Origin of the sequence: Blautia aquisgranensis, assembly GCF_040096615.1 — a bacterium.
Lineage (GTDB): Bacteria > Bacillota > Clostridia > Lachnospirales > Lachnospiraceae > Blautia_A > Blautia_A aquisgranensis.
This window is the reverse complement of the sequence record NZ_JBBMEJ010000035.1, coordinates 1-14,121: the sequence shown is the minus strand read 5'-3', so window position 1 is coordinate 14,121 and position 14,121 is coordinate 1. Positions and strand designations below refer to the sequence as shown.

Below are 14,121 nucleotides of genomic sequence, written 5' to 3'. Positions count from 1 at the left end.
ATAATGTGCAGATATGCACAGTTTACGCTTTCATCTCGGCAATTGAATTACCGAGGATTCCCGCTTATCTTCCTAAATTAATTGCACCCCTTTTATAGCACACAACACTCTTCTCTCATAAAATACTTCTGCTTACAGAATTATTCGCCTGCGTTGGATCGTTTTAGCAATATAACTCCATATGAAATAAAAAAACACCCCCGCACCGCGTAAATCCCGACAGTGCAGGGGCATTTCATAACTCACGACGATATCCGTTCCGCCTCCCGCTCTTTATAATGATGAGCTTCCTCCAGCATCATATCCTTCACCTTCATCAGACGGATCTGGGTACTTCGCTCGTTCTCGTCCAGCTTCATGGTGATATACTTGATATTTGCCTGCGCTTCCGGTATGATCACGTGCTCAAGGGCATTTACACGACGCCTTGTTTTTTCGATCTCGGAAGCCATCAGCTGGCAGGCCTTTTCCACTTCTGCAAGACGAAGCATATCCGGCAGAATATCCGCCAGGGATTTTACCGCCCCGTCCAGATCACTGGAGGTAAAAGCAAAACCATAGGAATAGATATCATTGGCATCCGGTGTTCTTGTCTTATATTCAAAAACAGGAATATCCACACTCATAACATTCCGCTTATCCGTTTCCAGATAAACCTCCTGCCTGGGTGCCATCAGAGCTGTATTCAGAGTCTCCTCCGACATTCCGGCTTTTGCAATGACAAAATTGGTATTGGCACTTCGGATACCAGCCTCTACCTTTTTTCGCAGCTCCATGTTCTCGCGCACAAGATCAAGGAACTGTCTCATCAGCTCATCCCGCTTATCCTTCAGAAGCTTATGACCACGTACAGCAGTGACCAGCTTCTTTTTCTGCTTCGTAAGCTCCATACGGGTAGGATTCACCTGTGTTGATGCCACAAATCATCCCCCCTTTTATACTTTTCCGTAATACTGATCCAGGAATTTGTCATCAATACGTTTCAGCTCGCTTCTCGGAAGAATGGAAAGCAGCTTCCAGCCGATGGACAGCGTCTCCTCAATATCACGGTTCGCCTGATATCCCTGGGAAACATATTCCTTCTCAAAAGCATCTGCAAATTTTGCATAGATCAGGTCAATGTCAGAAAGCGCTGCCTCACCCAGAATGGTCATCAGCTCTTTTGCCTCTTTACCACGGGCATATGCAGCAAACAGCTGATTCATGGTATTGGCATGATCCGCTCTCGTCTTGCCTTCACCGATACCTTTATCTTTCAGTCGTGACAGGGACGGAAGAACATCGATCGGCGGCGTAATTCCCTTACGGTAAAGCTCACGGCTTAAGATGATCTGTCCCTCTGTGATGTAACCGGTAAGGTCAGGGATCGGATGTGTCTTATCATCCTCAGGCATAGTCAGAATCGGAATCATTGTAATACTTCCTGTTTTTCCTTTCTGACGACCTGCACGCTCATAGAGAGAAGCAAGGTCTGTATACATATATCCCGGATAACCACGACGACCCGGAACCTCTTTACGGGCTGCGGAAACCTCACGCAATGCATCCGCGTAGTTCGTAATGTCCGTAAGGATTACCAGTACGTGCATGTCTTTTTCGAAAGCAAGATACTCAGCCGCAGTCAGGGCCATTCGCGGAGTTGCGATACGCTCAACAGCCGGGTCATTTGCCAGATTCACAAAAAGAACGGTACGGTCTATGGCTCCGGTTTCCTTAAAGCTCTCAACAAAGAAGTTGGATTCCTCGAAAGTGATACCCATGGCAGCGAACACAACCGCAAACTGCTCATCTTTTCCACGAACCTTCGCCTGTCTCGCGATCTGCGCCGCAAGCTGTGCATGGGGAAGACCGGATGCGGAAAAGATCGGAAGCTTCTGTCCACGTACCAGTGTGTTCAGACCATCAATGGCAGAAACACCTGTCTGGATAAACTCTTCAGGATAACTTCTGGCTGCCGGATTCATAGGAAGTCCGTTGATATCTCTTCTCTCCTCCGGAAGAATCTCCGGTCCGTCATCAATTGGTCTGCCAAGTCCATCAAAGACACGGCCCAGCATATCACCGGACACACCAAGCTCCATGCTTCGTCCAAGGAAACGTACCTTACTGTTGGAAAGATTGATACCTGTGGAGCTCTCAAACAGCTGCACCAGTGCATTACTTCCGTCGATCTCCAGAACACGGCATCTTCTTGTCTCACCATCCGCAAGCTCGATCTCACCGAGCTCATCATAGGCTACATCTTCCACGCCCCGCACCAGCATCAAAGGGCCGGCAACTTCCTGTATGGTTCTATATTCTTTTGGCATTTACAGGCCCTCCTTTCCCAGAAGCTCTGCTGTTTCGCCTGCAAGCTGGCGAGTTACCTTCTCATATTCTGCTGCCAGCTCATTCTCTTTTGTATATTTGTAACGGCCGATCTGCTCACGTACCGGCAGTTTCACGATATCGTTGATATCCGCACCCTGTTTCAGTGCATCCACACCTGCATCGTAAAATGCAAGTACCAGGCGCATCATATTGTGCTGCTTTTCCAGAGAGGTATAGGTATCGATCTCGTGGAAAGAATTCTGGTGAAGAAAATCCTCTCGGATAGAACGGGCTGCTTCCATTTTCAGACGGTCACCCGGTGAAAGAGCGTCCATACCTACCATCTTTACGATTTCCTCAAGCTCTGCCTCTTCTTGAAGAAGGGTCATCATTCTCTGACGAAGCTCCATCCAGTCCGGCGCCACATTCTCATCAAACCAGCCGCCTACACTATCCAGATACAGAGAATAACTGGTCAGCCAGTTAATCGCCGGAAAATGACGCTTGTATGCAAGGTTCGCATCCAGTCCCCAGAATACTTTTACAATACGAAGTGTGGCCTGGGAAACCGGCTCGGAAATATCGCCGCCAGGAGGAGAAACGGCACCGATTGCTGTCAGCGCGCCCTCTCTTCCATCCTCACCGCTGCAGATCACATGTCCGGCACGCTCATAGAACTGTGCAAGACGGGATCCCAGATATGCAGGATAACCTTCCTCACCTGGCATCTCCTCCAGTCGTCCGGACATCTCTCGAAGAGCCTCGGCCCATCTGGAAGTGGAATCTGCCATCAGTGCTACAGAATAGCCCATATCACGGAAATACTCTGCAATAGTGATACCTGTATAAATAGATGCCTCACGAGCTGCAACCGGCATATCCGAGGTATTCGCAATCAGAACAGTACGCTCCATCAGAGACTGTCCTGTCTTCGGATCCTTCAATTCCGGAAACTCATTCAAAACATCCGTCATCTCATTTCCACGCTCACCGCAGCCGATATAAACCACGATATCTGCCTCAGCCCATTTCGCAAGCTGATGCTGGATAACCGTCTTACCGCTTCCGAAAGGCCCCGGAACGGCTGCCACACCACCTTTGGCGATTGGGAACATGGTATCAATAACACGCTGACCTGTTACCAGTGGTTTCGCAGGCGGAAGTTTTTTCTTATACGGGCGGCCGCGGCGTACCGGCCAGTGCTGCATCAGTGTAAGCTCTTTATCCCCCTGCGGTGTGGAAAGAACTGCAACTGTTTCTTCCACTGTAAACTCGCCGGAACGGATCTCTTTCAAAGTTCCCTTCATATTCGGAGGAACCATGATCTTCTGGGTAACAACGATGGTCTCCTGGACTGTTCCCAGAACATCGCCACCCTCCAGCTCATCTCCCACTTTCGCAACCGGAACAAAATTCCATTTTTTGTCACGCTTCAGGGCAGGTACCTCAACACCTCGCTTCAGGTTGTTGCTTCCTGCTACTTTCATAATATCGTCCAGCGGTCGCTGGATTCCATCGTAAATACTTGTGATAAGGCCAGGTCCCAGTTCCACAGACAGCGGAACTTCCATGGATTCCACCGGTTCGCCCGGACGAAGTCCTGAAGTCTCCTCATATACCTGTATGGAAGCCTCATCCTCATGCATCTCAATGATCTCACCGATCAGACGCTGGCTGCTTACACGAACCACATCATACATATTCGCATCTCGCATACCTTTTGCAATTACCAGCGGTCCTGCTACTTTTTTAATGGTTCCTCTGCTCATCTGAACCAATCACCTGCTTTCTTAGGCATCTGCCCTTGTCTTATTCATTACTGAAAAGAATATCCGATCCAACTGCTGTTTCCACAGATTTCTTCACACCATCAATACCGGCTCCTGTATTTCCGGAAATTCCCGGTATCTGAATGATCGCCGGAAGCAGCTGTTCACTGTATCTGTCGATTTCCGCAGAAAGCTGTGCTGCCAGCTTCTCCGTAATATAAATAACTGCATATTCACCGGCTGCCAGACGGTTCAGCTTCTCTTTTCCCTCCTTCGGGTCTTCAACCGGAAATGTATCCAGGCCAAGAGCTGCAAAACCGTAAATGCTGTTATAATCACCAAGAATTGCGATCTTATACATACATCTCCCTTGCCCTTTCCCGGATAAACTCTTCAGGAAGGCCGCTGCGCTTTCCTGTGAGAATGATCCGCACCGTCTTGATCTCATTTTCCCTGGCAAGCACATAAGCTACCAGCGGTCCCAGAGAAAAAGAATTGTAAAGCTGAGGCCGGATCGTCTCTATGATCTGGTTATCACACCATCTCTCAAAAGCAGACGGTGATTCCGCCAGAGCCTGTGCTCCGTCCCCATATTTCGTCTCAGCCAGATAACTCATAATCTGGTCCATTCCGCTCACTGCCGCATGGAGCAGTCTCTCCTTATCCAGCGTGTCACATTCTGCCATTGCTTTTTTCATGAAGTCTGAACTTTTACCTGTTTTGCAGGCACGTACCGCGATCCGGATATCCGCCACAGCCACAGTAGATTCTGCGTACTGCCGGATGATCTCCTCCTTCGAGCTCTCCCCGGCTACTTTTACAGCATCCAGCGCTGCCCTGTCCACGATAATATCCGCAAGCTGTCCGTCTCTTGTATGCAAAAAGGTCTCATATGCTTCCCTGGCTGCCTCCCGCATATTCTCCGGAAAACGGTCATACTCCTTATCCTTCAGAAATTTCACCATATCCTCTCCGTCAATGACACAGTCCCCGAAAAAAATGTTCGGCGCCGCTCCGTCCAGAATGCTGGCCTTCACTGCCGCTTTCAGATTATGAAAAAGATCCTGATAGGAAAGAACCGAGAACACGGATCTGTCCGCTACCAGTGAATCCATGATCTCCCAGATCTTCTCTCTCTCCCTGGAAAGAATCGCATCTGCTCCTGCTGCCGGATCGCCGTTACCCCAGCCCTTCTCCGTGAGAAGTTGCAGGCACTGCGCTTCATCCTGGCATGCCAGAAGCTGTTCGATCGCAGCCTGGTTCAAAAGTCCCGTCTCCAGAACACGTATCCGCGCCACCGCACAGGCATAATCTTCACCAAACATATTTCACGCCCTCCTTTTTGCGATGGTGTTCTACGTAAATAGAAGCTTTCTTACCAGATCCAGAAGCTCATCCCTTTTTTCTGCAAACATGGCATCAATCGAACAGTTCTCTTCAATACCGCCATATGCCAGAATGAAACCTCCGTCTATGTTTCTTGTCTCACTGGAAATTTCCAGCGTACCACCTTTCTGCGCTGCCAGAGCCCTGATCTCCTCACGGAAATCATCCGGCATACGCTCCAGATCCTTCGGTGAAAAATAAATCTCGCCTTCTCTCGGAGGGATATATTTCTCTGCCATATTCTTAAGGATCTCAAAATATTTCCCGTCATCCAGATTCTTCACGCGGTCAGCAGCATCTGCGATCACGCCTCCGATCAGCTCCTGCTTGGCTGCAAGGATCGCGGTACGCTTCTTCATATCTGCTGCAGAAGCAGTACGCTCCTCATAGCTCTTCACCTTAGCTCTCGACTGCTCCTCTCTCTGCCGGTGGATCGCATCCGCTTTTTCTCCGGCTTCTTTAAGAATCTCAGAGGCTTTTTTCTCCGCATCGCTGATCGTAACGGTTGCAGAAGCATCGGCTTCTTCAAGAATCTGGCTTACCATCTTCTCTAATCCTGTCATGCTCTGCCCTCCTGATAAATCAAACCTGAATTCCGCTGACTGCAAGAATAGAGATCAGAAGAGCCAGAATCGCATAAGTCTCAACCATTGCCGGGAAAAGCATCGCTTTACCGAACTGCTCAGGTTTCTTGGCAACGATACCGATAGAAGCTACGGAAGTTTTTCCCTGATGGATTGCGGAAAGAAGACCTGCAATCGCGATCGGAAGACATGCAACAAAGATCATAAGGCCTGTCTCCAGTGAAACATCTGCAATACCGCCGCCCAGGATTCCAACTTTGGAAAGTGCAAGGAATGCAACCAGCAGTCCGTAAATACCCTGGGTACCCGGAAGCAGCTGCAGAAGAAGAACTTTTGCGAATTTATCCGGATCTTCTGTTACAACACCGGCAGCTGCACGGCCGGCTGTACCAACGCCGATAGCGGAACCTATACCTGCAAGAGCTACGGAAATTGCTGCTCCCAATAATGCCCAAACGATACCACTCATAATATTAGTCCTCCTTAATATCTACATATTTTGTATTTTCACGGAAGGGGTGGAACTCTTTTCCTCCGCCCTCAAAGAATTTACCGAAAAATTCCACATACTGTAATCGGCATGTGTGTACATACGCACCCAGAAGATTGATCAGAAGGTTAAACGTATGGCCGATCACAAATACAAGAATAAACACGATCCATCCGAAAATGCTGTCTCCCAGCATACTGCCCATCTGATTCATAACCGATGCGATAACACCGGTAGCAAGTCCCAGCGCCAGAAGTCTGGAATAAGAAAGGATATCACTTACCCAGCCTGTGATGTTGTAAAGATCATAAGCGCCAAGTGCCAGCCGAAGGAACGGGTTCTTCTTATCTCTTCCTGACATCAGCAGGATTCCCACAGCACCGATGATGGCCATCCATTTGCCGATCTGGATCACCACTGCCGGAAGGTTCAGATCCATCTGAGAAATAGAACGGAACATACTGCTCGGGATAAAGATCAGGATCAGTCCCATGAGAAGCATGAACCAAAGTACTACATCGCAGAAAAAGTCGAGATATTTTTTGTCCCGGATCAGCATGTAGCCCTTAAGTCCCATTCCAAGAAACATATGAATCAGTCCGAAAAGCATGGAGAACACCAGCAGCCTCATCGGCTCATTCAACGGTGCAAACCATACGGGTTTTATGGTAACCGGTCTGTGCAGATATACTCTTGAGAATACATCCACAAAATCTCCGAAATATCCGCCGAACATAACGCCCCAGAACAAAGTAGACAATCCACAGTACATGAAAAGCCGGATCGATTTCTGCATTCCGCTCTCCATCCTCGGAAACTTCAGAAGCACTCCCAGACAGACTGCAAAAACGATCAGTCCGTAAGCTGCATCTGACAACATCAGTCCGAAAAGAAATACGTAACAGGCCGTCATGATCGTTGACGGATCGATTTCTCCCTTACCCGGAAGACCAAATGCCGCCAGAACTCCCTCACCTGCTGCTCCGAATTTACCGTTCTTAAGAACAACCGGAACTCCTTCACCCTCCGCATCCTCCGCTTCAAAAACAATATCGTATTTCTCCGTAAGCCGTTTCTCTATGAAAGGAACCTGTTTCTTCGGAAGATATCCGGTCACAAAAAAAGTGCTCGCTGACTGGCGGAGCTGGCCTAATACCTCATACTTCTGCGCCCGGATCCGGAAATAATCGGATATGAGCTGAAGCTTATCCTTATTATTATGAAGACTTCGGATCTTCTCTTCTGTCTCGCCGGATTCCTCATGAATACGGGCCACCTGGTCTTGCAAATTCTGAAGTTCCTGGGCCGGTATTCCCGATACCAGCTGTGCAGGTCTTGCAAATCCCTGCATTCTGAGTGCTTCCTCCAGTTCCTGAGCTTGTTCCTTAAGACACACAGCCGCCAGACAAAGCTTGCCAGCCTCTGACGAAACCGCCTGAATATCAAAAGCCTCCAGCTGTGGTGCATCCACTGCCAGCTGGCTATATACCTGCTCCAGTGTCACGTTTCCATCGATACTTCCGATCAGAATTGCTGAAGCCGCTGTTCCTGCAAAATTCATGGGAATATCCAGTGCAAGCCAGGGGGTAAGTGCAGCCTCCTGCTGTTCAATCTTTATGACAGCGGCACTGTTCTCTGTAAGCTTCTTCCTGTACTCAAGGATCTCTCTGGCTGTCTTAAGAATCTCCTCCTGTGAAGCAATCGCTTCCTCCTCCTGAGTCCTTCCGATCAGAGGCTTCCCTGCCAGCGACGCCAGCATGGAGGTCTTCTCTTTGGAAAATTCATCCAGGATCTCAATTGCCTGATCGCACAGGGATGCGTTCTTCTCGAAGATAAGTCTGGCATTCATGGTATCCATCGTCTCAAGCTCCGGATCCAGCTCTGCCGCATCGATCTCCAAAACTCCAAGTGACTGCAGTTCTTCCAATATGGCCTTACGGTTCTTCTTCATCGCGCAGATACTGATTCGCTGCATCTGCAATACTGCCATTTTCGCATTCCCCCTCTCAGAACAGGCTGTCCATTACTGCCTGAATCGCCTGCTCCCGATTCGCATCTGCTTTCTTCCTTAAAGCTTCAAGCGCCTCCTCTACCTGTTCTCCGACAGTGTTCTCTTCCCCTTGTGCACGCGCCTTCGCAGCTTCCATATCTGCTGCCGCCGCTTCAGCAGCTGCTGCTTCAGCCTTGCTTATCATCTCCCCGGCCTTCTTCTCAGCCTCACGGATGATACCCTGTGCACAGACGGACGCGTCAGATACCTTCTGCTGTGCTTTCGCCTCCGCCTCTTTCACTGCCCTGATCGTTTCCTGAATCACCTGATCACCGCCTCTCTCTAACCAATTACGATAAACAAATTGTATCATAATTACTTTTTTAAAACAATATTTTTATGCAATTTATTCAAAAACATATTTATTTACCGTCAAAGAATCGTCAGATTCGTTATATTTTTACCATTTTATCGCAAACTTTTTGTTTGTTTATTCTGTTCATATTTTTCATTTTTATACACAAAAAAGCCGTCTGACGAATGAAAATTTTTTGTATATTTTCATTCGTCAGACGGCTTCGCCGCCGGATGTTCTCTATCCGTTTTATGCACAGCCTCCATGCGGATATTCACAATTCAGACAGAAAACCTTTCTTATTTGATCTGCTTCAGGCATCAATTATACAAGTAATTCGCGTAATCTTCGCTCTCAAGATTCTCCGCGTCGATCCATGCCGGATCAAGCAGCACCTTCTTATCGATCATTACTTCTTTCTTCGGTGCTGTAGACTGGATAGCCGCCCACATAGTCTGATATCCCATTGCATATGGATTCTGGGAAAGAATACCAAGCTCCTCGCCATTCTTAACAGCTTCCTGCTGCTTGCTGGTGGCATCCACACCGACCATTGCAACCTTATTCTCGCTGTTATTCTTATTTACTTCCAGAAACATCTCTGAAACATTCGCATTAGTACAAAATACACCATCCAGTGCCGGATATTTTTCAAGGACTTCTTTCATGGCAGCCTTCATATCATCAACCTGGTCGGAATAGACTGTTTCCACTACCTTGATGTCTGTATAATTCGCAATGTTGTCAAGGAACCCTTTCACACGCTGCTGAGCACTTTCAGTCTTCTCCTGCGCGGAAAAAACAGCTACATTTCCCATTTTTCCAATGGCACTTCCAAGTTTATAAGCTGCATATTTACCAATCTGTGTGTTGTCTGTACCTCGGAAAGCCGTAATCAGCTCCGTATCGCTGACATTGGAATCAAAAGCGATCACGGGGATTCCGTTCTCCCTGGCAGCTTCAAGCTGTGCCTGGCAGGACTCCATATCTCCGGCAGAGACACAGACAACGGAAGGATTCTCCGCAATAACCGCGTCAAGCGTATTGATCTGACTCTCCACGTCTTCTTCATTATCAGGACCTTCAAATGTCATTGTGATCTGTTCATCTTTCTTGAAACCATAAGCTGTGTTCACATCTTTAACAGCATTCTGCATTCCTTCTTTTACTTTATCCCAGAATTCACCTTTCGTACTCTTACTTACAACTGCTATCTTCGCCCCGGGTTCAATAGAAAGGCTGTCATCGATCTCAGGGATCGCCGGATTCTGTTCCTCTTCCATTTCCTCTGCTTCAGGAGTTTCCTGTACATCTGCTACAAGCGGTGCAACAAGCTTCTCCACTTCTTCTTTCTGGCAGCCTGTCAGCAGGGTTGATACAGCCAGTAAGGCGGCTGTCGCTACTGCAGCTCTTTTCATCGTAATCTCCTCTTTACAAAAATCTTACATTTGGTTACTTGCTTTTTACATTATACACTTTTTCGTATTTCCGTCCAGAGTTTTTACAGTTTTTTCACAAAATCCAGAAATGCACTGCCATGTGGCTCTGTCTCAAACTTCATCTGTTTTCCTGTTTTCGGGTGTTTAAATACCAGGCTGCAGGAACAGAGTCCGAGAGAAGTTCCCTTTTCCCCGCTCGGATTATACTTCCTGTCTCCAAGAAGCGGCATCCCTGCATGCGCCATCTGGACACGGATCTGATGATGCCGTCCCGTTTCCAGTTTGATTTTAAGAAGCGTTCGTGTTTTTCCGTTTATTTCTTTCTGATCCAGAACCTGATAGTGGAGGATCGCTTTTTTTGCGCCCTGGGTATTCTCCGGTACTACCTGAGACATGTTGGCTCTTCCGTTCTTTTTGAGATAATTGGTAAGTGTGCCTTCTGCATTAGTTATTTTTTCTTCTGTCACTGCCATATAATATTTACCGGCACCGCCGGCCATGATCTGTTTACTTAAGCTTCCGGCTGCTCCTGGCGTTTTCGCAAACACAAGAACGCCCTCGACCGGCTGGTCAAGACGATGAACAATACCAAGATAGGGCGTTTTTCCAGGCTCCTTCTGTGCCAGATAATTCTTCAGTGCACTCTCCATGTCCATGGTTCCGACCTTAGCAGCCTGCACCGGCATCCCCGCAGGCTTTCTGCAAACGAGGATTTCTTTATCTTCGTATAAAATATTTTCTTCGATTCGATTATTGTACATATATTTTCTTCGCTGCCGGTTCCCGGTGATGTCTTGCCTATTGTTTTTTGGCAGACTGTTTTTTGATTTGGCGGCAGCTTCTTTCCTTTCTCAGGAAAGTATAACTGATGATATTTTTAATAGCAACCTGCAATTTACGCAACGAGACGGTCATCACTTTTTTTACTCCAATAGTTTCAAAAAATGATGACCGTCTCAACACTCTTCGTTATTCAATTTTTAATCCTCTTTGTTTTTCGAATCGAGTTATCTGGTTATACTTCATATTTATCAATCGAAATTTCTGATTTTATATACCTGATAAAATAATTTCGATTCTCTGTATTTAGTTTTTTCTGATATTTTCTTTTTCGGTTCCTTCGTCTTATTCTATTTCCTGCTCATAAACGACTGATATATGTATATCTATTCGATTATTTAGAAAGTTCTATAGATTCGGAAATCGGTTTGTCCGAAATTCGATTTCCTTATTATTGTTTGAAGATTTTCGGTGGTTACACTTTTTTCTGTTTCCTAAATGATTCTGGACTTAACTTCTTAAATTCAAAACCATTTGTCATCTCTGTACTTTATGATCTGCTGATTCAAATCGACCTATTGGGATTTTCTCCTCTGCAGCCCTTCTAAAGTATCCTGAAAAAAGTTCCTTCCCGGTTTCTTCTATTATAATATCCTATCAGATATTCTTCTGATGCAAAGCTTCAATTCATATCCTTAAGTTGCTGATATGCATTTCAAAGTATCGTGCTCATCTTCACGTCTGTTCCTGGAATCTCTTCTTTCCAACGAACCGGTGAGCTGAGGGTTTTACTCTTTCGGGAAATATTTCTTTACATATTTCCTAAAATCTTTGTATCAGGTGCGTGACAGTTGTTCAATATGAGTTACCGATTCTATATTACCTGAAATACTGAATTCCTTATGTTTCTGATTTCTCTCATTTTAACTGCTGTTAAAATATAAGTAAGATTTAAGAGGTTCTTATTTATATCTTATGAGAGAAACTGTTGTATTCTTAAGGGATATCATTATGTGATATGTATCAGGTCTTTCTTGCAGGAAATCCGGTTCCTGTCACTCTCATATTGATGAATGTGATTGTTATGTTCCCACTGGAATCACCTTTTCCTTTCTTCATCCTTTCATGTGCATCTATGCTATGAATTGAATGAATTTCTGATTTTTTTGATTGTGTTTTGTTTTTTTCTCTTGTTCTTTTTGATGGTTTTATAATAACACTGTTGTTTTATTTTGTCAATACATTTTTGAGTTTTATTTTAATATTTTTATTTATTGTTTGGTTTTGATATTTATATTTTATTATTTGTTTGTATTATTAATTATTTTCTGATAATTCATGTATCCACTTTTAAAAGAGGAGGCTTGCCTTTCAGCAGCCCCCTCAACACTTTTTTATTTCATACCATATTCTTTAAAAAATTTCTGACATAGTTCCGGATCTTCTATAGCACGCAGGATATCCTGCTCGCGGCCATCCTTTTTTAAACGTGCATATAACAGATTAATGCGATTTTCTCCCTCTTTATATGCATCCTCCAATTCATCCTTAAATAGTTCCCTCAATGCATTCATACTAATATCCCTCCACTTATGTATTCTCAGCTTTTGGGGCTTATCGGATGTACGTTTTCGAATTATAGTCTTTATCCTTTGTACCTTATCGTGGTTCCTTTCTTACTTATAGGATAGCATGCAAATTGGATGGCTTCAACTATTTTTGCATATACTATAATGATTCATACTCTCGATTTATTTTGTTAATCATTTAAATTTGATTGAGCTCAACCATGCGACCAGAAAAAGAGCTGGGAAACTCCGTCCCTACTGGACAAATTCCGGTTTGATCTTTGCCAGGGTGTAGATGATGTTATCGTCCTTGTGGGTATTCATAACCGCCTTATTGTTTCTATCCAATATTTCTGCCGTAAGAACGACTTTATAGTTGGAATAGAAATGGTTTACGTTTTCTATATTTGCCACATTAACTTTCAGACGGATTGCCTGAAGAAGTTTGCTGCCGTCAAAAACAGAACTGGTTGTTATCTGATCTCCACTCATATCATAATAACTGTCCTTAGGCACTGTCCAGAACCAGGTACCATTGTTATCATAATCAACTTTTCCTGAATTTTGTGAACGTAAATCAACACTCAGATAGTTCTGTGCATCCGAAAGTGCAGAATCATATTCCTCAGCACTTCTAGATTCCGTCGTATTCTTCGGCATAAGATTCAATGTAAACTTAATTCCTGAAGAATTCTTCAGCGTATCTTTAAGATTCTTCATCGCTGACAGATCATAGGTTGCTGTAGTATCAATATATGTATTCTGTTCTTCCGCATCCAGATATGCTCTCTGAAGATCCAGAAGGTTGATACCAAGCTGATCGATCTTATCTGCATCATAGGTCAATTCTACCCCGGAAGGTTCTTCACGGTAGTACGCAGTTTTTGTTGTAGGAAGAGTTGTACGATTGCTGCTGTAAGTCAGGCTCTGACTTTCTGTAGACAACTGTGAATAGTAGGTCAATTTTACGTAGTCTTCCGGTCTGCCATCTGTTTCTGTTTTTGACTCTGGAATCACGTCCAGGCCTGCACCAGGGATAGTTGCATCCATCTTTACTTCTACATAGAAAGTGCTGGTTCCATTATTATTTCCACCTTTAACTAAAGTACGTAATCCATGTAAATCAATAGCACTTTTTCCATCTGCGGATAACGGTAATTCCATATTACCACCTGTTGAAGTCCATGGATAACTTACTGCCATTACTTCATCAGTTCCAGACTTGCTCCAGGAACCGTTCTTAATATATATAACACCACTTTACAACTTTTTCATAAAAAATAATCGTACAGGACTTTCTGATGTATAATGAATTTGCCAAAACATTACAAAGGAAAGTGATCCTGTACGACAGACTCATTATACAACGAAAGGACATTGATTGGTAGGCTTCATAAATATTTTTCAGCATATTTTGAAACTTTTTCAGCCCCAAGTGCTGAAATGCTGT

13 protein-coding genes are annotated in these 14,121 nt (G+C 45.2%); all 13 read right to left on the bottom strand.

Annotated elements, in window-relative coordinates; translation table 11 throughout:
- Positions 1-242: 242 nt before the first annotated feature.
- Positions 243-920 carry a V-type ATP synthase subunit D gene (locus WMO28_RS16395; protein WP_178642516.1) on the bottom strand — a complete coding sequence of 226 codons (678 nt, stop codon included), beginning with the start codon at positions 918-920 and terminating at the stop codon, positions 243-245.
- Between the two features lie 15 nt (positions 921-935).
- Complete coding sequence (locus WMO28_RS16390) at positions 936-2,309, bottom strand: V-type ATP synthase subunit B (protein ID WP_349057675.1); 1,374 nt, start codon at positions 2,307-2,309, stop codon at positions 936-938.
- The gene (locus tag WMO28_RS16385) at positions 2,310-4,079 is read right to left on the bottom strand and encodes a V-type ATP synthase subunit A (RefSeq protein ID WP_178642520.1); all 1,770 of its coding nucleotides are present in this window, start codon (positions 4,077-4,079) and stop codon (positions 2,310-2,312) included.
- 40 nt (positions 4,080-4,119) lie between these two features.
- Positions 4,120-4,440: a V-type ATP synthase subunit F gene (locus WMO28_RS16380; RefSeq protein ID WP_178642522.1), complete on the bottom strand. Its 321-nt coding sequence runs from the start codon at positions 4,438-4,440 to the stop codon at positions 4,120-4,122.
- Positions 4,433-5,404, bottom strand: coding sequence for a V0D/AC39 family V-type ATPase subunit (locus WMO28_RS16375; protein WP_349057674.1), 972 nt, complete (start codon positions 5,402-5,404; stop codon positions 4,433-4,435). Before WMO28_RS16375 ends, WMO28_RS16380 begins: the two co-directional genes overlap by 8 nt.
- Positions 5,405-5,434: 30 nt before the next feature.
- Complete coding sequence (locus tag WMO28_RS16370) at positions 5,435-6,028, bottom strand: V-type ATP synthase subunit E family protein (protein WP_178642527.1); 594 nt, start codon at positions 6,026-6,028, stop codon at positions 5,435-5,437.
- Positions 6,029-6,047: 19 nt separating this feature from the next.
- Positions 6,048-6,518 carry a V-type ATP synthase subunit K gene (locus WMO28_RS16365; protein ID WP_178642529.1) on the bottom strand — a complete coding sequence of 157 codons (471 nt, stop codon included), beginning with the start codon at positions 6,516-6,518 and terminating at the stop codon, positions 6,048-6,050.
- Between the two features lie 4 nt (positions 6,519-6,522).
- On the bottom strand, positions 6,523-8,529 hold the full coding sequence (locus tag WMO28_RS16360; protein WP_349057673.1) for a V-type ATP synthase subunit I: 2,007 nt from the start codon (positions 8,527-8,529) through the stop codon (positions 6,523-6,525).
- 16 nt (positions 8,530-8,545) lie between these two features.
- On the bottom strand, positions 8,546-8,854 hold the full coding sequence (locus WMO28_RS16355; protein WP_349057672.1) for a hypothetical protein: 309 nt from the start codon (positions 8,852-8,854) through the stop codon (positions 8,546-8,548).
- 350 nt (positions 8,855-9,204) lie between these two features.
- Complete coding sequence (locus WMO28_RS16350) at positions 9,205-10,302, bottom strand: substrate-binding domain-containing protein (protein ID WP_349057671.1); 1,098 nt, start codon at positions 10,300-10,302, stop codon at positions 9,205-9,207.
- Positions 10,303-10,385: 83 nt separating this feature from the next.
- Positions 10,386-11,084, bottom strand: coding sequence for a pseudouridine synthase (locus tag WMO28_RS16345; protein ID WP_178642537.1), 699 nt, complete (start codon positions 11,082-11,084; stop codon positions 10,386-10,388).
- Positions 11,085-12,497: 1,413 nt separating this feature from the next.
- Positions 12,498-12,677, bottom strand: coding sequence for a hypothetical protein (locus WMO28_RS16340; protein WP_349057670.1), 180 nt, complete (start codon positions 12,675-12,677; stop codon positions 12,498-12,500).
- Positions 12,678-12,926: 249 nt separating this feature from the next.
- Positions 12,927-13,835 carry a hypothetical protein gene (locus tag WMO28_RS16335; protein WP_349057669.1) on the bottom strand — a complete coding sequence of 303 codons (909 nt, stop codon included), beginning with the start codon at positions 13,833-13,835 and terminating at the stop codon, positions 12,927-12,929.
- Between the last annotated feature and the right edge of the window lie 286 nt (positions 13,836-14,121).